Annotated in this window: 12 protein-coding genes; 10 read left to right on the top strand and 2 right to left on the bottom strand. The window is 71.7% G+C overall.

All coding sequences use genetic code 11. The features are described from left to right. Window positions 1-113 precede the first annotated feature (113 nt). The 7 genes from LIV37_RS10040 (at window position 114) to LIV37_RS10010 (ending at window position 13134) form a co-directional block, all read left to right on the top strand. Window positions 114-506, top strand: coding sequence for a cupin domain-containing protein (locus tag LIV37_RS10040; protein WP_121825636.1), 393 nt, complete (start codon window positions 114-116; stop codon window positions 504-506). A gap of 119 nt (window positions 507-625) precedes the next feature. Continuing rightward, window positions 626-2245 carry a B12-binding domain-containing radical SAM protein gene (locus LIV37_RS10035; protein ID WP_020867002.1) on the top strand — a complete coding sequence of 540 codons (1620 nt, stop codon included), beginning with the start codon at window positions 626-628 and terminating at the stop codon, window positions 2243-2245. Between the two features lie 171 nt (window positions 2246-2416). Next, window positions 2417-4291: an ABC transporter ATP-binding protein gene (locus tag LIV37_RS10030; RefSeq protein WP_020867001.1), complete on the top strand. Its 1875-nt coding sequence runs from the start codon at window positions 2417-2419 to the stop codon at window positions 4289-4291. Beyond that, the gene (locus LIV37_RS10025; protein ID WP_020867000.1) at window positions 4288-5997 is read left to right on the top strand and encodes an ABC transporter ATP-binding protein; all 1710 of its coding nucleotides are present in this window, start codon (window positions 4288-4290) and stop codon (window positions 5995-5997) included. Before LIV37_RS10030 ends, LIV37_RS10025 begins: the two co-directional genes overlap by 4 nt. Before the next feature lie 16 nt (window positions 5998-6013). Further along, window positions 6014-10675: a non-ribosomal peptide synthetase gene (locus LIV37_RS10020; protein WP_020866999.1), complete on the top strand. Its 4662-nt coding sequence runs from the start codon at window positions 6014-6016 to the stop codon at window positions 10673-10675. Continuing rightward, window positions 10672-11490 carry a thioesterase II family protein gene (locus tag LIV37_RS10015; RefSeq protein ID WP_020866998.1) on the top strand — a complete coding sequence of 273 codons (819 nt, stop codon included), beginning with the start codon at window positions 10672-10674 and terminating at the stop codon, window positions 11488-11490. Before LIV37_RS10020 ends, LIV37_RS10015 begins: the two co-directional genes overlap by 4 nt. Before the next feature lie 45 nt (window positions 11491-11535). Next, window positions 11536-13134 carry a (2,3-dihydroxybenzoyl)adenylate synthase gene (locus LIV37_RS10010; protein WP_020866997.1) on the top strand — a complete coding sequence of 533 codons (1599 nt, stop codon included), beginning with the start codon at window positions 11536-11538 and terminating at the stop codon, window positions 13132-13134. 53 nt (window positions 13135-13187) lie between these two features. On the opposite strand, the gene LIV37_RS10005 is transcribed toward LIV37_RS10010, so the two are convergent. Both LIV37_RS10005 and LIV37_RS10000 read right to left on the bottom strand, forming a co-directional pair. Beyond that, window positions 13188-13853 carry a TetR family transcriptional regulator gene (locus LIV37_RS10005; protein WP_121825637.1) on the bottom strand — a complete coding sequence of 222 codons (666 nt, stop codon included), beginning with the start codon at window positions 13851-13853 and terminating at the stop codon, window positions 13188-13190. Window positions 13854-14029: 176 nt separating this feature from the next. After that, window positions 14030-14740, bottom strand: coding sequence for a TetR/AcrR family transcriptional regulator (locus tag LIV37_RS10000; protein WP_020866995.1), 711 nt, complete (start codon window positions 14738-14740; stop codon window positions 14030-14032). Between the two features lie 134 nt (window positions 14741-14874). Here LIV37_RS10000 and LIV37_RS09995 point away from each other — a divergent pair, with 134 nt between their 5' ends. The 3 genes from LIV37_RS09995 (at window position 14875) to LIV37_RS09985 (ending at window position 20632) form a co-directional block, all read left to right on the top strand. Next, window positions 14875-16407 carry an MFS transporter gene (locus LIV37_RS09995; protein WP_020866994.1) on the top strand — a complete coding sequence of 511 codons (1533 nt, stop codon included), beginning with the start codon at window positions 14875-14877 and terminating at the stop codon, window positions 16405-16407. Window positions 16408-17234: 827 nt separating this feature from the next. Then, complete coding sequence (locus LIV37_RS09990) at window positions 17235-18602, top strand: salicylate synthase (protein WP_373920603.1); 1368 nt, start codon at window positions 17235-17237, stop codon at window positions 18600-18602. A gap of 53 nt (window positions 18603-18655) precedes the next feature. Beyond that, on the top strand, window positions 18656-20632 hold the full coding sequence (locus LIV37_RS09985; RefSeq protein ID WP_020866992.1) for an AfsR/SARP family transcriptional regulator: 1977 nt from the start codon (window positions 18656-18658) through the stop codon (window positions 20630-20632). The last annotated feature ends 19 nt before the right edge of the window (window positions 20633-20651 follow it).

The following is a 20651-nucleotide window of genomic DNA, read 5'->3' as shown; positions in this document are numbered from 1 at the left end:
CGGCACGCGGCGGGCGCCGATGGCGTGTACAGACTCCGTCCAGTCGGGCCTGCCACCATCCGGTAGCCCGTACGGGCGCGTTCGCCGCACAAGCCCCTCCGAGAGGATTCGTCATGTCTGCCGTAGAACTCTTCTCCTCCATGTTCCGGCTGCGTCACGACGGCACAGTCGCCGCCGAGGAGTTCGCCATGCGCCCCGACCTGGACGGCTGGACGGCCGTGGCCATGCGTGCCGAGACGACGGCGGACCTGAAGTCCGCGGCCAACTGGATGCGGCATCCCGACGGGGACGAGGTGATGTGCGTGCTGTCCGGCGCGCTGCGGATCTACTACCGCAGGGGCGGCACGGAGGACGCCGATGGCGAGCTGCGGGCCCGCATCGGTGCGGGAGAGGCCTTCGTCGTGCCGTCGGAGGCCTGGCACCGGGTGGAGCTGGAGGCGCCCACCGAAATGGTGGTGGTACTGCGGGCCGAGGGGACTCTGGTGGAACAGCGCCACGGCCACTGAGCCCGCGGCGACGGCCAGAATTCGTACAGAGCGGCCTGTCACGATTCTTCTCAACGGGCGGTCCTGATGAGGCCGGCCCTCGCATCCCCATCCGATGTCCTCACAGGAATGGGCTCTTCATGCGTTTCTTGTTACTGAGCGGGCTCGGCCCCGGAGAACTCGGTCCGACGCACTTCAACTCCCCGTACATGGCCGGGACGCTCTTCGGGGCAAGCCCGAGCGAGCTCGGCCGGGAAATGCTCCGCCGTGCCGGACACCGGGGGCTGCGGCTCGACCGGTTCGGCTTCGAGTGGTCGGGCCGGCAGTACGGACTGCTGCGTCCCCGGGCGGCGGCGGGACCGCATCTGACCACGGTGACGCTCCACTCGATTCTGGAGACCGGCGGTTACGATTTCGTCCGGGTGGATCTGGCGGACGTGTGGACCGGCGAGGCGCGGGTGCCGACCGGTGACGTCGACCTGGTGCTGCTGTCGACGACGTACATCTGGAACGAGCCGATCCTGGACCGGGCGGTCGGCTGGATCAGGGAGAACCTGCCCGGCGTCGGCATCGTGGCCGGCGGCCAGTTCACCAACCTCAAGTTCATGATGGCCCTGCGCGACCACCCGGAAATCGTCGCGGTGGTGCGTGGCGACGGCGAGGTCGCGCTGCCCATGACGCTGGACACCGTGGCCGCGGGCAAGAGCCTGGAGGCGGTCCCCAACGTCGTCTGGCGGGACGGGGAGCGGATCCGGGTCAATCCGGTGGAGTACGTGGATCTCGACGCGTTCCCGTCGCCCAGCCTCTCCGGACGGGCCGCGGTGGTGCCCTACGAGTCGATGCGCGGCTGTCCCTTCGACTGCAAGTTCTGTTCCTTCCCCGCGGCCTCGCCGAAATGGCGGTACAAGTCGGCGGAGAAGATCCGGGACGACTGGGTCCGCTATGCCACGGACAACGGCGCCGAAATGATGTACGCGATGGATTCCACGTTCACCATCCCGCCGGTCCGTTTCCGCGAGCTGCTGGAGATTCTGCCCGGTTCCGGCATCCCGGTCTGGGAGGGCTTCAGCAGGGCCAACACACTGAACTCGGAGGCGGTGGTGGCTGGTCTGGAGGCGGCCCACTGCTTCCAGATCCATGTGGGCTTCGAGTCCATGAACGACCAGACCCTGAAGAACATGAGCAAGCGGGTCTCGGTGAGGCAGAACCGCAAGGCCCACGATCTGCTCGGTCGTAGCGAGATCAACACCTATGGCCTGTTCATCGTCGGGTATCCGGGGGAGACCCCCGAGATGTTCCAGGACACCCAGGACTATCTGATCGAGGAGTACATCGGCCACTTCTCCATGGCCCGGTTCACCATCACCGACGAGAACATGCCGATGTGGCAGGACCGGGAGAAGTTCCGGATCGAGGCCGACGACCCCAATGACCCGGGCTCCCCCTGGTCGCACATCGGCATGGACAGCGTCCGGGCGGGCGAACTGCTCACCGAGACCCTGGACAAGGTCCGGCGGGCCAACGACCGTGCGGTGCTGAAGTTCTGGCAGCACAACTACCAGCACTGGCTGCTGCCGCAGCACGACCGCAAGACCAACCTCGCCGTCGAGAAGAGCCTGGAACTGCTCGCCATGGCACCGCGCGACTTCACCGATCCGGACGAGGGCGCGCACGCCATGCGGACCCAGCTGGACCGGCTGCGGGCCCTGGGGATCGAGCCGGCCCCGGAGGGCCGGGAACTGTGCCTCGATCCGCTGTGACCGGCGGCTCCGGCCGGACCTCCTGGCCTCTCCGGCGGTGGCCGGAATGGGTTGCCACCCTATTTCTTGTACGCGTATAGTTTCTGGGTGGAGTCCAGTCATGAGCGGCTGTCGGCGCGGCCGTGTGCCATGCGCGGGCCGCCGACCCGGCCTTGGAGGGCGGGAGTTTCTATGGCCACGACAGAACCGGTGAGCACGCTCACCGACGGAACCGACGGCAGTGCGTCCGACGACGTCACCCCCGCGAGCGAGCCGTCCGGCACCGCACGGGACGCCACGGCGGACCAGGCCGCGCAGGGGCGCAGGATGCTCATCGGGCTGCTGCGTCCCTACCGGGGCCGGCTCGCCGCCGCCCTCTTGCTGCAGGCGGTGGGCGCCCTGGCCGGTCTGGCCCCGCTGCTCGCCGTGATCGAGCTCGGCCGGGAGCTGCTCGCCCCCGGACCGGTCGACCACGGCAGGGCGTGGACCTCGGTCGTCTGGGGTGCCGCGGGACTGCTGCTGCGCGTCCTGCTCACCGCGGCCGCCGGCGGGCTCGGCCACCTCGTCGACGGGGAGCTGCACCTGTCGCTGCGCAGATCACTGGCCCAGCGCCTGGGACGGGTGCCCCTGGGCTGGTACTCCCACCGCAGCTCGGGCGAGGTGAACGGCGTCGTGCAGGGCGACGTCGACACCCTGCACCATCTGATCGCCCACGCCCCCGGCGAGTTCACGTCCGCCGTCGTCGTCCCCGCCGCCTCGTTCGTCTACCTGGCCTGCGTGGACTGGCGTCTGACGCTCGTCGCGCTGATTCCCGTCGTGCTCGGCGTGTCGGTGCACCGCCTGCTGTCGACCGAGGAACGGCGCCGCGAAGGCATGGCGGTGGGGCAGGCCATGGGCCGCATCGGTGCCTCCTCCGTCGAGTTCGTCGAGGGCATCTCCGTGGTCAAGACCTTCGGCGGGGCGGGCCGGGTCCACCAGCGCTACCGCCGGGCCGCCGACGACTTCGCCGACTTCTTCCTCGGCTACGTCGCCGGCAGCGCGGGCCTGGCCTCGCTGTCCGCCCTCGTCCTGTCGCCGCCCTTCGTGCTGCTGCTCGTGCTCACCGGCGGTACCGTGTTGATCACCGAAGGCTCCATGCCGCCCGCCGACCTGCTGCCCTTTCTGCTGCTGTCCGTAGCGCTGACGGCGCCGGTCGCGGCGCTCGGGCACGGCATGGACAACATCCACGCCGCCGAGCGGTCCGCCGACCGCATCCACGAGATGCTCAGCGTCGAGCCGCTGCCGCGGCCGGTCCATCCGGCCGCCCCGCACGGGGACCGCGTGGAATACCGCGCCGTCGGCTACGCCTACGACGATGGCCACCCGGTCCTGCACGACATCGACCTCGTCCTGGAGCCCGGCACCACCACCGCCCTCGTCGGTCCTTCCGGTGCCGGCAAGTCCACCCTCGCCCAGCTGCTGCCGCGGTTCTTCGACCCGACGCAGGGCTCGGTCCTGCTCGGCGGCGCCGATGTCCGCGACATCCCCGACGAGGAGCTCTACCAACGGGTGGCGTTCATCTTCCAGGACGTCCGGCTGCTGCGCGCCACGATCGCCGAGAACATCGCGCTGGCGGTCCCCGACGCCGCGCGGTCCGAGGTCGTCACCGCCGCCCGCGCGGCGGGCCTCCACGACCTCGTCCAGACACTTCCGCACGGCTACGACTCCGTGCTGGGCGAGGACACCGGCCTGTCCGGCGGTGAAGCACAGCGGCTCGGCATCGCCCGCGCCCTGCTCATCGACGCCCCGGTACTCGTCCTCGACGAGGCCATGTCCTTCGCCGATGCCAAGACCGAGGCCGAAATCCGTCGTGCCCTGGGCGTCCTGTGCGCGGGCCGCACCCAACTGGTCATCGCCCACCGGCTGCAGACCATCACCCGCGCCGACCGCATCGTCGTCATGGAGGCCGGCCGCATCGTGGAGAGCGGAACGTACTCCGAACTCATGGCCGCCGGGGGAAGGCTCGCGGACATGTGGCAGGCCCAGCACGGCCCCGGCGCCGGCCCGCAGGGAGAGGCACACCGATGATCCGACTGCTCCTGCGCGTCCTGGGCGAGCCGGACGACCGCCCGGTACGCCGCACCCTCGTGCTCATGTCGCTCCGGGCGATCACGGAAGGCGTCTCGTACGCGCTGCTCGTGCCGCTGCTGCGCGCTCTGCTGGGGAAGCACCCCGCCGACGCCTGGCCGTGGCTGGGCGGCTTCGCCGCCGCGTTCGCGCTGTGCGCCGTCCTCGGCTATCGCAGTGTCCTGACGGGCTTCCGTACCGGCGGCGAACTCTCCCGCGCACTCCACCACCGCCTAGGAGACCAACTCGCCCGTCTGCCTCTGGGCTGGTTCACGCCCTCCCGTATCGGTGACGTCTCCGGACTGACCAGCCGCAGTGTGATGCAGGTGATGTCGGTGCCCGCGCACCGGCTGGGCCCGCTCATCGATGCCACCTTCGTCCCGCTGACGGTCGTCGCGGTCATGTTCTTCTTCGACTGGCGTCCCGCGCTGGCGGCTCTGGTGGCGGCACCGCTGATCGTCGCCGTGCAATACGCCACCGGACGGGCCACCGCACGCGAGGACGCCGAACGCGCCCGGGCCGGCGACGAGGCCTCCGGCCGGGTGGTGGAGTATGTCCGGGCCCAGCCGGTGCTGCGCGCCGGCGGCCGTACCGGTGAGCGCTTCCGATTGCTGGACGAGGCGCTGCACGCCCAGTGGCGCAGTGAGCGGCGCGCCGCCCTCAAGGGGCTGCCCGGCCTACTGGGCCTGAGCCTCACGGTGCAGACGGTGTTCACGCTCGTCCTCGCCCTGGGCGCCTACCTGGCGCTCGACGGCTTGGTGGGGGCCGCGTCCGTCCTGGCCCTGCTCGTGCTGTGCGCCCGCTGCGTGGACCCGCTGCTGTCCCTCGCCGACCTGGGCGGCGTCATGCGGGCCTCGCGCGGCGAGCTGGAACGCATCGACGCGGTGCTGCGGGAGAAGCCACTGCCGGTCCCCAAGCGGCCGATGGTTCCCGACGGCAACAGCCTCGAACTGGAGAACGTCACCTTCCGTCGCGACAGGCGCACGGTTCTGAACGGCCTGAGCGTGCGGGTCGAGGATGGCGAGCGGCTGGCGATCGTCGGATCCTCCGGCGCCGGCAAAACCACGCTGCTGCAGCTCGCCGCGCGGTTCCACGACGTGGACGCCGGTGCGGTGCGGCTCGGCGGCGTCGATGTCCGCGACATCGACTCCGACGAGCTGATGTCCCGGCTCTCCATGGTCTTCCAGGACGTCTACCTGTTCGAGGGCACCATCGAGGACAACGTACGGATCGGCCGCCCCGACGCCACGGTGGCCGAGGTGCGCCGGGCGGCAGGTGCGGCCCGTCTGGACGAGGTGGTGGCGAGGCTGCCGCGGGGCTGGGACACCCAGGTCGGAGAGGGCGGCGCGGCCCTGTCCGGCGGTGAACGCCAGCGGGTGTCCATTGCCCGTGCCCTGCTGAAGGATGCCCCCCTGCTGCTGCTCGACGAGGCCACCTCCGCCCTCGACCCGGAGAGCGAGCGCGCGGTCCAGGAGGGCCTCGACCGGCTGATGAGCGGCCGCACCGTCGTCATGGTCGCGCACCGGCTGCACACCGTACGGGACGCCGACACCATCGCCTTCCTGGAGGACGGCCGCATCGTCGAATCGGGCAGCCACCAGGAGCTCCTCGAACACGGTGGGAAGTACGCCGAGTTCTGGAAGACCGCCAGACACCAGCCAGCCTGAGAGGAATGAGGTAGGGATGGCACGCAAGGACACGTCGTCAGGCTCGTCCGGCTGTACCGGTGCCGGAACTTCCGCATGGACGCTGGAAGTTCTCCGGACCGAGGTCGCCGCGCTGCTCGGCACCGAACTGAGCGCCGCGGACGACGACACCGACCTGTTCGAACTCGGGTTGCAGTCGCTCCAGCTGATGCAGTTCACCAATCGGATCAACCGCTCCGGTGGCGGGCGGGCCGGGTTCACCGCGTTGGCCAAGGAGCCCCGGCTCACCTCCTGGCACCGGCTGCTGAGCACCCGGGCGGACGCCGTCGACGGGCCGCTCGAGCCGGCACCGGTACCGGTACCGACACCCGCATCCGCACCGGCCTCTGCCCCGGGACGGGACCCGTTTCCGCTCACCCCGGTTCAGCAGGCCTACTGGATCGGCCGCGGCGACGACCGTCCACTGGGCGGCGTCGGCTGCCATGCCTACCTGGAGATCGACTCCCTGGACATCGACCCCGACCGCCTGGAGCGCGCCGTACGCGCCCTGACGCGCCGCCACCCGATGCTGCGGGCCCGCTTCGGCGACGACGGCACCCAGCGCGTCGGGGACGCCTCGCCCTGGCCCGGCCTCACCGTCCACGACCACACGGACAAGCCCCGGGGCGAGGCCGACGAGGCGGTCGGCGAGCTGCGCGAGCGATTATCCCACCGCAGGTTGCGGGTGGCCGAAGGCGAGGTCCTCGACGTTCAGCTGAGTCGCCTGCCCGCCGGTGACGGCGGCTGCCGCGCCGACCGCATTCATCTCGACGTCGACCTGCTCGTCGCCGACGTGCAGAGCATCCGGCTGCTCCTCGCCGACCTCGCGGAGCTCTACGAGGACCCGGACGCCCTGGGAGAGTTGGGCTACGACTTCCCGAGCCATCTCGCCGACCGGGCCACGGCCCGCGCGGTCGAGCGGGAACGGGCCCGGGAGTACTGGACGCGTCGCCTGCCCGGCCTCCCGGGTGGCCCGCGGCTGCCCCTGGCCGTTGACCCCGAGGACGTCGCCCGGCCGCGCTTCGTGCGCCGCTCCCACACGCTGGCCCCGCACCTCTGGGAGCGACTGTGCGCCCGTGCCACCGAGTACGGTGTCACCCCCTCGGTGGTGCTCGCCACCGTCTTCGCCGAGGTCCTCGCCCGGTTCAGCGGCGAGCGGCACTTCCTGCTCAACGTCCCGCTGTTCGGCCGCGACCACGACGCCCACCCTGATCTCGACCGCGTCGTCGCCGACTTCACCAGCCTCGTCCTGCTGGAGATCGACCTCGGCCGCGGCACGGGATTCGCCGGGCGCGCCAGGGCCGTACAGCAGAGGCTGCACGATGACGTCGGCCACGCCGCCTATACCGGGGTGGACGTGCTGCGCGACTTCGCACGTGCCGACGCGGAGACCCCGCGCACCGCGCCGGTGGTCTTCGCCTGCAACATCGACGCTCCGCTGGTCCCCGACGCGTTCGCCCACCGCTTCGGCGAGCTGTCCTGGATGGTGTCCCAGACGCCGCAGGTCTGGCTCGACCACCAGATCTACCGCACCCGCGACGGCGGCCTCCTGCTCGCCTGGGACGCGGTGGAAGAACTGTTCCCAGACGGTCTGCTGGACGCCATGTCGGCCGCCTGCGTCACCCTGCTCCACGACCTGGCCACGGCCGACTGGACCGTCGTGCCCGACATTCCGCTGCCCGCCGCCCAGACGCGACGGCGGCGAGAGGTGAACTCCACGCACCGGGACGAGAGCGGGCGGCTGCTGCATGAGGAGTTCTTCGCCCGGGCCCGGGAGCGGGCCGGCGCTCCCGCGCTGCTGTGGGGGACGGACGGCGCCCTCACCCACGGCGAGCTCGCGGACCGGGCGTTACGCGTCGCCGCCGCGCTCGCCGACCGCGGCGTCCGGCGCGGCACTCCGGTGCTCGTCACGGCGCCCAAGGGGCCCGATCAGATCGTCGCCGTCCTGGGCGTGCTGGCGGCGGGCGGGACCTACGTCCCCGTCGGTGTCGACCAGCCCGCGGAGCGGCGCCGGCGGATCCTCGAGCTCAGCGGGGCCCGGCTCGTCCTGGACGGCACCGGGGCGCCCGTCCCCGCCGGCTCGGGGGCCGCCGTACTCACCCTGGCCGAGGCATCGCGGGCGCGGCCGTCGGCGGCGCCGGTACCCGCGGAGCCGGACGATCCGGCGTACGTCATCTTCACCTCGGGCTCCACAGGCACTCCCAAAGGGGTCGAGATCAGCCACCGGGCCGCGGTCAACACCGTCGAGGACATCGACGAACGTCACGGCATCGGCCCGTCCGACCGCGTCCTGGCCGTGTCCGCCCTGGACTTCGACCTCTCCGTGTGGGACATCTTCGGTCTGCTCGGCGCGGGCGGCGCGCTCGTGCTGGTGGCGGAGGAGGACCGGCGCGACGCACACCGCTGGCTCGACCTGTGCCGGCGGCGCGGGGTGACGGTCTGGAACTCCGTGCCGTCGCTCCTCGACATGCTCCTGACCGCGGCCGAGCCCGCGCCGCTGCCGGATACCCTGCGCCTGGCCCTGCTCTCGGGCGACTGGATCGGACTCGACCTGCCCGAGCGGCTGGCCCGCGCGAGCGCCGGCCGGTGCCGTCTCGTGGGGCTGGGAGGCGCCACCGAGGCGTCGATCTGGTCCAACTTCCACGAGGTCGGTACCGTACCCGCGCACTGGCGGTCCATCCCCTACGGCACTCCGCTGGGCAATCAGCGGTTCCGGGTCGTCGACCCGCAGGGTCGCGACTGCCCCGACTGGGTCCCCGGCGAGCTGTGGATCGGCGGAACCGGGGTCGCGCTCGGCTACCGCGGAGACCCGCGGCTGACCGCCGACCGTTTCCCCGTGGTCGCGGGCGAGCGCTGGTACCGCACCGGGGATCTGGGCCGCTACTGGCCCGACGGGACACTGGAGTTCCTGGGACGGGTGGACCAGCAGGTGAAGGTCAACGGTTTCCGGGTCGAACTGGGCGAGATCGAAACGGCGCTGCGGAGCCATCCCACCGTGGCACGCGCGGTCGCCGCGGCGGTGGGCGGACCGCGCAGGGAACTCGCCGTCGCCGTGGTACCGGCGCGGGCGGTGGCCGGGGGCGACCGGGGCCACGGCGCCGGGGACGCTCCCGGCGGCGTATCCTCTTCGGCCCCCGGCGGCACCGCTCCCCAGCCCGTCCCCGGGCGGTCCCCCGACGTGCCCGCCACCGTGGAGCTGGAACGGGCTCTCACCGAGACACTGCTCGGCGCGCTCCTGGCCGCACCGGGGCCGAGCACACCCGAGGGCACCGCCACCGAGGCCCCACTCCCCGATGTCCGGAGCATGCCGGATCTTCCCGAGGCGAACCGGCGGTTCCTGGAGGCGGTGCTGGAACAACTGGCCGAGCGCCAGGTCCTGATACGCCCGGCCGGCACGCTCGTGCCCGGACCCCGCTGGGCCCACGTGCGCGACGCGGAGCGCGCGGCCGGGCTGCGCGAGCGGATACGCGGCAGCCGGCTGGAGGGCGTGGTCGACGCCTGGACACGGGCCATGCCCCTGATGGCCGCCGTGCTGCGCGGCGAGGCGCCGCCCACCGTACTGCTCGATGACCCGGAGATGTCCCCCGGCTCCCTGGCCGACGCCCTGCCCGGAGCCCGCGCCTGCCTGGAGCGGATCGCACAGGCGCTGGAGGGGCTCGCCGAGGGACGGCCCGAGCCGCTCGCCGTGGTCGAATGGGGCGGAGCGAGCGGTCGCAACGCCGTGCGCCTCCTCGACGCCCTCAAGCCCGCCTCGGTCGACTATCTGCTGCTGGCGGAGTCGGTGCCCCAACTCACCGCCGCGGAGGCGAGGTTGTCCGCGGCGGGCCATGTGGCGCGCACGGCGCTGCAGGACACATCGGGCATTCCGGAGGCGCGGCTGCACCGTTTCGACGCGGTGGTCGCCAACGACGCGCTGCACGGCCTGCGCCACCCGCGTGCCGCCGCGGCCGCTCTGTCCCTCCTGCTCGCACCGGGCGGCCGTCTCTTCCTGGTGGCCCGCGCCGCGGCCTCGCCCCTCGGCCTTCCGGCCGGTCGCACCGGCGAATGCCTTGTCGCCGAAGAGTGGGCGGACCTCCTGGCCGGTGAGGGCTTCATCGACGTCCGTCTCGCGCACACCGAACCGGACGGGGCCGTACTGATCACCGCGCTCCGCGCACCGCACGCCGTCCGTCTGGACACCGGCGCGCTGCGGGACTGGCTCGCCGACCGGCTCCCCGCCCACATGATCCCGGGCACCGTGGTGGCTCTGGCCGAGCTGCCGCTGAGCGCCAACGGAAAGGTGGACCGGCGCCGGGTGCGCGAGGTGCTGGAAGGCGGCGCCGAGCGTCCGGGCGAGAGCACCGATCCGCCACGCGGCGCCGTGGAGGAGGCCGTGGCGGAGATCTGGGCCCAGGTACTGGGCCTACCGGCCGTCGGACGCGAAGCCAATTTCTTCCTGCGGGGCGGAGACAGCGTCCTGGCCACGCGTCTGGTCACCGGCATCCGTCGTCGGCTGGGCGTCGAACTGCCGATGCGGGAGGTGCTGCGGTCACCGACGGTCGCCGCCATGGGCGCGCTGATCGAGCGTTCCCGCACGGCGACGCCCATGCCGCCGGATTCGGGCCACCGGGTGCCCGGAGAACGCGAGGAGCACGGCGAGTACGAGGAGGGGGCGCTGTGAGGGACGGGCACGGGGGCGCACACGGCGTCCCGCTCCCGCGATCGGGCCTGCGGACCTTCGCCGTCCGGGCGCAGGCCCGCGCCCGGCTGGTCTGCTTCCCGCACGCCGGCGGCGGGGCCGGCGCCTACCGGCTGTGGGGCTTCGACGCGCCCTGGGACATCGAGGTGGCCGCGGTGCAGTACCCGGGGCGGGAGGACCGCTACGGAGAGCCCACGGTGTCCGGCCTGACCGAACTGGTCGACGGGATCGGAGCCGACCTCATCCGGGAGGCGGCCGCGCGCCCCGAGCGGGCCACCGTCCTGTTCGGCCACAGCATGGGGGCGGCCGTGGCCTATGAGACGGCCCGCAGGCTGACCGCCGCCGGGCATCCGCCGGCGGCCCTCATCGTCTCCGGCCGACCCGCACCTCACCGCTCGCGCGGCGGTACCCTGCACCTTTCCTCCGACGAGGAACTGCTGGCGGATCTGCGGCGGTTGGGCGGCACGTCGTCCGGCGTACTGGAGCAGGACTCCCTGCTGCGGGCGCTGCTGCCGGCGATCCGGAGCGACTACCGGCTCATCGAGACCTACCGGTCGCTGCCCGGCCGCCGGCTGGATGTGCCGGTGACCGTGCTGTACGCCGACGACGACCCCGAAGTCGACGCCGTCGAGGCGCGGGCCTGGTGCGAGATCACCGACGGGCCCTGCGACGTCATCACCTTCACCGGCGGCCACTTCTACCTGGAACAGCAGCGGGAGGCCGTGCTCGCCCGAGTCGTGGCCGGCGTCCGCGCGGCGCTGCCCGCCGCGGGCGCGGTCTGGCCGTCGCTGCCCTGACCTCGGCCGTCCGGCCGTCCACACCAAAGAAACGGGGGTCTTCCCATGCTTGAGGGCTGTATATCGTGGCCCGAGTCCGTCGCGGCCCGTTACCGGACCGAGGGGTACTGGACCGGCGAGGTACTGGGCGACCGGCCGGACGATGACGCCGGTCGGCATGCCCGGACCGCGGTCATCACCCCGGACCGCACCCTGACCTACGGCGAACTCGACCTGGCCGCCGACCGGCTTGCCGCGGGTCTGCGCGCCCGGGGCATCGCGGCCGGCGACCGGATCGTCGTCCAGCTGCCCAACGGCGCCGACATGGTCGTGGTGTGCCTCGCCCTCTTCCGGCTCGGCGCGCTGCCCGTCTTCGCGTTGCCCGCACACCGCGCCGTGGAGATCACCCATCTGGTGGAAGCCTCCGAAGCCGTGGCCTACGTCTGCGCGGACCGGGTCCTGGACTGTGACCACCGCGAACTGGCAAGGCAGGTCCTTGTCCGCACCGTTGGTCTCGCGCACGTCCTGGTCGCCGGAGATCCGGGCCCGTTCACGGCGCTGGCGGACGTCGACGCGGACCCGGTACCGCTGTCGGCGCCCGACCCGGCGGACGTGGCGCTGTTCCTGCTGTCCGGAGGCACCTCCGGGCCGCCCAAGCTGATCCCGCGCACCCACGCCGACTACACCTACCAACTCCGGGCCAGCGCGCGGTTGTGCGGAGTCGGACGGGACAGCCGATATCTGTGCGCCCTGCCCATGGGACACAACTTCGCCCTGGCCTGCCCCGGCGTGCTGGGCACGCTGCGGGCAGGCGGTACGGCGGTGCTCGCGCCGGCCCCCACGCCTGAGGAGTGCTTCCCGCTCATCGAGCGGGCCTCGGTCACCGTCACTTCGCTGGTGCCGCCCCTGGTGCCGCTCTGGCTGGAGGCCGCCGAGTGGACCGACGGCGACCTGTCCTCCCTCGCACTCCTCCAGGTCGGCGGTTCCCGGCTCGACCCGGCCACCGCGAAGCAGGTGCCCGACCGGCTCGGCTGCACCCTCCAGCAGGTGTACGGCATGGCCGAAGGCCTGCTCAACTTCACCCGGCCGGACGACCCGGAGGAGGTGATCCTCCACACCCAGGGCCGTCCGCTGTCCCCCGCCGACGAGCTACGGGTGATCCGGGAGGACGGCGTGGACGCCGCGCCCGGGGAGGTGGGCGAGTTGTACACCCGCGGCCCGTACACCCTGCGCGGCTACTACCGGGCCGCCGAGCGGAACCGGACGAGGTTCACCGAGGACGGCTACTACCGCACCGGTGACCTGGTGCGCCGCACACCCGCGGGCGACTTGGAGGTGGTGGGCCGTACGAACGACGTGGTCAACCGCGGCGGGGAGAAGGTGCCCTGCCAGGAGGTCGAGGAGCATCTGCTGGCGGACCCGCGGATCGTCGCGGCCGCGGTGGTCGCGCTGCCGCATCCGCTGATGGGCGAGCAGACGTGCGCGTGCGTGGTGGTCCGCGGCGGGGAACCGGAGCCGACGCTCCGGCAGGTGCAGGCCTCGCTGCGGGAGCGCGGAGTTGCCGCGTACAAGCTGCCGGACCGCCTCGTCGTGCTGCCGCGGCTGCCCCTGACCGGCGTCGGAAAGGTCGACAAGCGGGCGGTGCGGGACAGCCTGGCGGGTTGAGCGCGCCGGACGGCCCGGGGCATCCGCCCCGGGCCGTCCGTGCCGGGGGTCGGTCAGGACGCCTGGGCCAGCAGTCCCGCGACCACTGCCTCCAGACCCCGGCGGTGGGTGTCCCGGGTGGTCAGCTCGACCCACTGGCCGCCCAGTGAGGTGACGTTGGGGAACTCCTCGGGGTCCAGATCGGCGATCTGGTCGCGGTGCGGCGGCCGGTCCAGATGTGCCTGGCGGCGCTCGCGGTTGAAGCGGACGGTGAGCTCGCCCGCGGTGTAGTACCAGATGACGCGGTAGGCGTAGACGGCGTCCTCCGGGGTCATCCCGCACCCGATCGCGGCGTCCAGGATGTTTTCCACGATCCACATCGCCGAGACGGCGAAGAGATCGTCGGAGGCGACGACCTCCACGATCCACGGGCAGCCCACCAGAATGTCGTGCAGGACCTGGGCGGAAGCGAGGAGGCGGGCGCGGGGCTCGGTCGGCAGCCCGGGCCGGGGGAACTTCGCGGCGTGCTCCTCGAGGAGGAGCAGCAACAGCTCGTCCTTGTCCCGTACGTAGTGGTACAGGGCCATGGGCGTGCTGGACATCTCCTTGGCGAGCCGGCGCATGGAGAGGTTCTCCGCGCCCTCCTGGTCCAGGATGCGCTGTGCGGCGGCCAGGATCGCCTCGAGGGCCAACCTGGGCGGGCGGCCGGTCCTGCCGGTGCGTTGGGTTCGGGGCTGCATCCGTCCATCTTCCGTCACGTCCCGGCCTGTGCGTACGGGTATCCGCACCTCGTACGCGGGGGACGCCATCGCGCCCGGCACACCGTCCGCGCGGTGGTCCCGCCCGGCCCGTCCACTCTCCGGGACGGTTCTGGGCAAAGTCTGGACACCGTCCATGGCGAGGAGGGAGCGACGGATCACTCGTGCCCGGCGCAGGGCCGCGGCACGCTCCGGTCGAGGTTACGGAAGAAGCCCTCCAGGAGTGCCTCCAGGCCCGCTCGGTGAGTGTCGCGCGAGGTGAGCGCGGACCAGCGGTCCGCGAGCGAGCAGAGCCGGGGATGGGTCTTCGGCTGCAGTGCGGCCAGGGCGCGCGTCCGGTACGGCGGGTGGTCGAGGCGGGCGAGGTGCCGCTCCCGGGTGAGCCGGATCAGCAGCTCACCGCCCGTGTAGTGGGCGACGGCGCAGTACAGTTCGACGGCCTCGTCGAGGGAGAAGCCGCACGCGAGCGCCGCTTCCAGGATCGCTTCGATGGCCGACAGGCTGGTGACGGTCATCAGTTCGTCGGAGGTGAGGATCTCGGCCAGGAACGGACATTCGGCCAGGACGTCGTACAACAGCTGTGCGGCGGCCACCAGCCGCTCACGGGGATCCTCCGGCAGCGCGGGCCGGGGCAGGTGCCGGGCCTTCGTCTCCAGCAGGAGCCGCAGGAGCTGGTCCCGGTCGCGCACGTGGTGGTACAGCGCCATGGGTGTGATGGACAGCTCCCGCGCCAGGCGCCGCATCGACAGGCTGCCGTCACCCTCCTCGCCGATGATCCGCTGGGCCGCTTCGATGATCGCCTCCTGGGACAGCTGGGAGGGGCGTCCGACTCTTCTCCGGCCTGTTCCGCCCGGATCGCTGGACCGCATGCGTCCTCACCTTCCGTGTGTCTCCGCCTGCCGGGGCTGTCGCTCACCGGTGTTGTCGGGTGACAACCGGGCGGGCCCAGGTTAGAGTTATCGTACGCGTACGTAATACAAGTACGAAAACTCTGGAGGGGCGGATGTCCGAGACGTCCTTGAACAGGGGGCGGGCGTTAGTCGCGGTCGCCCTCGCCCAGTTCATGGTGACCCTCGACATGACGGTCGTGAACGTGGCACTGCCCGACATGGGGGCGGGTCTGGGCTTTGATTCGGCCCAACTGCCATGGGTGGTCAACATCTACGCTCTGTTCTTCGGTGGCTTCCTGCTGCTCGGCGGCCGGGCGGCGGACATGTACGGCCAGCGGCGCATCCTGCTGTGGGGGGCGTCGTCATTCGCCGTCGCCTCGCTCGTCGGCGGACTGGCCCAGGAGCCGTGGCAGATGATCGCCGCCCGTGCCGTGCAGGGCGTGGGCGCCGCGGTGATGGCGCCCGCCGCGTTGGCGGTCCTCACCCTCACCCAGCGCGAGGGCGAGGAGCGCACCCGGGCGCTCGGCGTGTACGCGGCCGTCGCCGCGGTCGGCGGCGGCGCGGGCGTACTGATCGGCGGTCTGCTCACCGAGTACGCCGGCTGGCGCTGGGTGATGCTGGTGAACCTCCCGATGGCTCTCGCGGTTTTCCTGCTCGCCCTGGGCAACGTCCCGGCCGGCACCTTCGGCAACCCGCGCGGCCGCATCGACGTGGTCGGCGCCATCCTCGCCACGGGTGGTGTGGGGCTGCTGATCCTCGGCATGTTGCGCACCGACCAACTGTCGTGGACATCGGCTACCACCGTGGTCACGCTGACCGCCGCCGTGGTCCTGCTCGTCGCCTTCGTGCTGTGGGAGAAGTACGGGCCGATGACGGATCCGCTGATCCGGCTCGGTCTGCTGGCCAAGCGCAATGTCGCTGGTGCCAACCTGTACATGGCCCTGCTGGCGGCCGGACAGCTCGCGGTGTTCTACTTCCTGTCGCTGTATCTGCAGCGGATCCTGAAGCTGGGGGCCGCGGAGGCGGGGGCGGCCTTCCTGCCCCTGTGTGTGACCGCGATGGTCGCGATCCAGGTCACCACGCGCGTGCTGCGCCGACAGCTGGCCGACGCCAAGACCCTCCTCGTGCCGGCCGGTTTGATCGCCGCCGCGGGGTTCGCCTGGTGCGGCATGGCCGACGTCTCGGGCAGCTTCCTGGCCGATGTGCTGCTGCCATCCCTGCTGGCGGGCCTCGGCGTGGGCATCGCCTTCGTGCCCCTGACGGCCGCGGCCACCGTCGGACTGCCGCCGCAGGAGGCCGGCATGGCCTCGGCCCTGCTGAACGCATCGCGGCAGGTCGGTAGCGCACTCGGGCTCGCGGTGCTGGTGACCGTGGCGACCACGCGCACCGAACACCGCCTGGCCGCGGGCGTTTCCCCGGACGCGGCGGCGGTGGACGGATACTCCCTCGGCTTCGTGCTGGCGGGCGGCTTCCTGGTGCTGGCCGTCCTGGTAGCGGCGCTCGTGCTCCCGGGCCGTCCCCGGTCGGCCGCCGGGCAGCCGGAGACGGCGGCGGAGAGGTCCGGTGCCGGGGTCTCGGCCACGGACGACCCGCCGGGTGCCGCGGCTTCGGGCATGGCGGCGCGCGGGGTGCCTCCGAAGCCGTGATGAGGCGTCGGCTCCGTGGTCGCCAGGTCGTGACGGAGCCGACCAGGCGCGGCGGCGGGGGCTTGGTCCCCCGTCGGGTCTCCGCCGCCGTGGCCTTCGGAAGGAGTGGATGTCCAGGTTCGGCCGAGCCGTCGAAGAGGAGGTTTACGAGGAGACCTGAAATGACAACGGCATGGTGAATAATCCTGGCCGCGGATAAACATGAGCAAACCCGATAACTTTTCCGACTCTGAGAATCGCGCGGCGACGGAGATGTGAGTGTCGTCACAATACGAGTGTATTTTCCAAAGGCCTCGTTGATTTTAGTTGCTGTAATCGCGGTGTAGTGGGTAGATTGAGTCCCGGTCGGCCGGTTTGGGATTCCAGACCGGTGGGTACTTCATTCATTCCGAGGTTTGTGATGTTGCCAGAGCGTGCACCACGAGGGGTGTCCGACCTCCAGTCAGACCGGTGGTCGAGGCAGGTGTTCGTACGTTTGTCCTTTTCGCGAAGGGCTATTCTGGAATTCGCTATTCCAGATCTCTGAGACCTCTTGTCAGTAGCCTTCGGCTGCTTTCCCGTGGTTGTTGATTTCCTGTATCTGCCTCTCTGTGCCGTCCATTTCCCGATGGGCGGCCAGTGTGTTTCTCCCCTCTGGTGTGTGCACGTTTTTTGCAGGTGAGATCAGGTATTTCCGTGCCTGCTGGTCGCGGTTCGATGGTGCTGTCCGCGACCCCCTCGGCAGCGTTCCTCCTTGGCTGAAAGTCTGCCCTCCGATGGGCGTGACGGCCGAAACCTGTGGGCGCCGTACCCGCGGTCGCCCCTGAATCCCAGAGGGATGAGGAATGATGATCCATTACCGAACCGCTGTGGTGGAAACCGGCCGCGAGCCGCTCGACACCGCGGTGGCTCTCGCGGACTCCGGACTCTTCGGCACCTATGTGGTCTACGAGTGCCCGGACGGGTGGTGCGTCGCCGGCGGGATCGCGGCGGAGGTCGTCGTCACCGCCGACAGCGTCCGATGTACCTGGCAGGGCAACACTACGGAGGAGCCCTGGTACGGGGACCCGCTGGCCACGGTGGAGCGGTACCTGGCCAGGCTGCCCATCGCCGACTGGACCGCGTACGGCTGGTGCGCCTTCGAACTCGCCCATGCCATCGCGGCGATGCCCCTGGACTCCGGCGTCCTCCTTCACCTGGTCGTGCCCGAGACCGAAGTGCTGCTGGACGGCGGCCGCGCGCTGGTGCGCAGCACCCACAGCGGCACGCTCTCCGCCGTGGAGAACGTCATCGTCCGCTCCGAGGGCCCGGCCGCCCCCGCTCGGCGGGCCGTCCAGGTGCGCCTGGACGCGGGCGCCGACGACTACCGCCGCGCCGTGGCCTCCGTCGTGGCCGACATCCGCGCGGGCGCCCTGCAAAAGGCGGTGCTCTCCCGTGTCGTACCGGTCGACGGCGACATCGACTTCGCGGCGAGCTACGCGGCCGGTCGACGGGCCAACACCCCGGCCCGCTCCTTCCTCCTGTGCATGGGCGACCTGCGGTGCTTCGGCTTCAGCCCGGAGACGGTCGTGGAGGTGGACGCCACGGGCCGCGTCGCCAGCCAGCCGCTGGCCGGCACCCGCGCGTTGACCGGGGACGCCGACACCGACCGCCGACTGCGCGAGGACCTGCTGGCCGATCCCAAGGAACTGCACGAGCACGCCATCTCGGTGAAGGTCGCGGTGGACGAACTCGCCGGCCCCTGCAAGCCGGACACCGTGGTGGTCGAGGAGTACATGACGGTCAAGGAGCGGGGCTCCGTCCAGCACCTGGCGTCCCGGGTAGTGGGGCGCATGCCCGAGGGCGCCGGCCCCTGGGACGCGTTCGCCGCCGTCTTCCCCGCCGTCACGGCCTCCGGAGTACCCAAACGCCCCGCGTACGAGGCCATACGGCGCTACGAGTCCACGCCCCGCGGACCGTACGCGGGCACCGTCATGAGGCTGGCGCGGGACGGCAGCATGGACGCCGCCCTCGTCCTGCGCAGCGTCTACGCACGGGCGGGCCGTACCTGGTTACGGGCCGGCGCCGGAATCGTCGACCAGTCCCGTCCTGAGCGCGAGTTGGAGGAGACCGAGGAGAAGCTGCGGTGCGTGGCCCGGTCTCTCGTGGCGCGCGTGGACGGCCCTCCGGAGCCGGTGGGTGTGTCCGCCGCGGCGGACGAACGGTCCCACCGCTGAATGGCCTCGGTGGCAAAGGCAGGCAATGCGCGACTTCTGGAGGCGAATGACCAATGCCAACCACGGGGGAACCCCTGCGGATTCAGCTTCTGGGGCCGATACGTGCCTGGCGGGACGGCACGGAGGTCCTGACGGGCCCGCCCAAACAACGTGCCGTCCTGGGCCTGCTGGCCAGCCGGGCGGGCGAGGTCGTGTGCGTCGAGCACATCATCGACGCCGTCTGGGGCAGTGACATCCCACAAAGTGCCGCCAACGGCGTGCACACCTATGTGGCCGGGCTGCGCCGCGTCCTCGACCCGGGACGAGGCAGAAGGGGAAGCAGCTCGGTGCTCACATCGGCCTCCGGCGGCTACTGCCTGCGCGTGGCCACGGACGGAGTGGACGCCACGCTCTTCGCCCGGCGCCATGCCGCCGCTCGCCGGGCCGATGCCGAGGGCGACACCGCGACGGCCCTGCGGCTGTACGCGGACGCCCTGTCGCTATGGCGCGGCGGCGCCTACTCCGGCATCCCCGGACCGTTCGCCGCCATGGAACGCACCCGCCTGCAGGACCTCAGGCTCACGGCCATCGAGGAGTGGGCCGGGGGCATGCTGGCCTCCGGGCGGCAGGCCGAGGCGGTCGCCGACCTGTCCGCGGCCGTGGCCGAGGAGCCCCTGCGGGAAAGGCTGTGCTGGCTGCTGATGCTCGCCCTGTACCGCAGCGACCGCCAGGCCCACGCTCTCGCGGTGTACGGCGAGACCCGACGGCTGCTCAGCCGGGAACTGGGCATCGAGCCCAGCGCCGAGCTGCGCAGTCTCCACCAGCGGATTCTGACCGGGCGGACGGAGCCCACCGTGGGCGGCCCGACCGCCCAAGTGCCGCCCGCCGACACCGAAACCGTCGTGGCGACGCCTCTCCGGCCCGCTCAGCTCCCTCCGCTGGCCCGAGGGTTCGTGGGCCGTGCCAAGGAACTGACCCGAATGGAGAAGCTGCTGGACGAGTCGTGCTCACAGCAGGGCGCCACCACCCCGGTCGTCGTGGCCGACGGCCCTGCCAGCGTGGGCAAGACGGCGTTCGTCCTGCGGCTGGCACACCGGTTGCTGGATCGTTTTCCCGACGGCCAGCTCTATGTCGACCTGTGCGGCACCAGCCTGCGCGCCAGACCGCTGAGCGCCGCCGACGCCCTCGAACAACTGCTGCGCAGCCTCGGCGTCGAGGGCAGCCGGATCCCCGCCGGTCTGGCCGGGCGGGCGTCCTTGTACCGCAGTCTGCTGCATGGCAGGCACATGCTGGTGGTGCTCGACGACGCCCCGAACGCCGATCAGCTACGGCCCCTCATCCCCCCGGGCCCGTCCTGTGTGTTGGCCACCAGCCGTCAGCGGCTGACCGGCCTGGCCGTGCGGGACGGTGCGCATCTGGTCCGGCTCGGACCGCTGGACGAAGGCGAGTCGGCGGGGCTGCTGGCCGACCTGAGCGGTGGCCGGCTAAACGGGCAGGACCCGGTCGCACTGCGGCTGGTGAGGCTGTGCGGCGGGCTGCCGCTGGCACTGCGCATCGCCGCGGAGCAGCTGGCCGCGAGTCCGGATGTGCCGCCCGCCTCACTGGTCGAGCAGTACGCCGCCGAGCGCGGCCGGCTCGACCGCCTCGCCGTGGAGGACGACGCCTCCGCCAGCGTGCGAACCGTCTTCGAGACGTCGTACCTGGCCCTGCCCGCCGAAGCGGCGCGGATGTTCCGCTACCTGGGCCTTTACCAGGGTGGCACGTTCACGGTCGGATGTGCGGCCGCGCTCGCCGGCACCGGCCGGGCCACCGCCCGCCGGCTGCTCGATCTGCTGGTCGACAGCCATCTGCTGGAGGAGGCGCGCCGACACAAGTACCGGTTCCACGACCTGATCCGGATCTTCGCCGCCGAGTGCGCCGAGCGGGAACCGCTGCCGCTGCGCGAGGCGGCCCTCACCCGGCTGCTCCAGGCGGAGCAGCCGGTACCGGAACGGCGGGTGGCACAGGCCGCGGACCGCGACGAGGCGTGGGCCGGGGCACTGCCCCTGTGACGGGGGTGCCGCCGGGGCC

The sequence above is a fragment of the Streptomyces rapamycinicus NRRL 5491 genome (genome assembly GCF_024298965.1).
GTDB classification, from domain to species: domain Bacteria; phylum Actinomycetota; class Actinomycetes; order Streptomycetales; family Streptomycetaceae; genus Streptomyces; species Streptomyces rapamycinicus.
The sequence above is the reverse complement of the archived record's forward strand: the minus strand, read 5'-3'. Positions and strand labels throughout refer to the sequence as shown.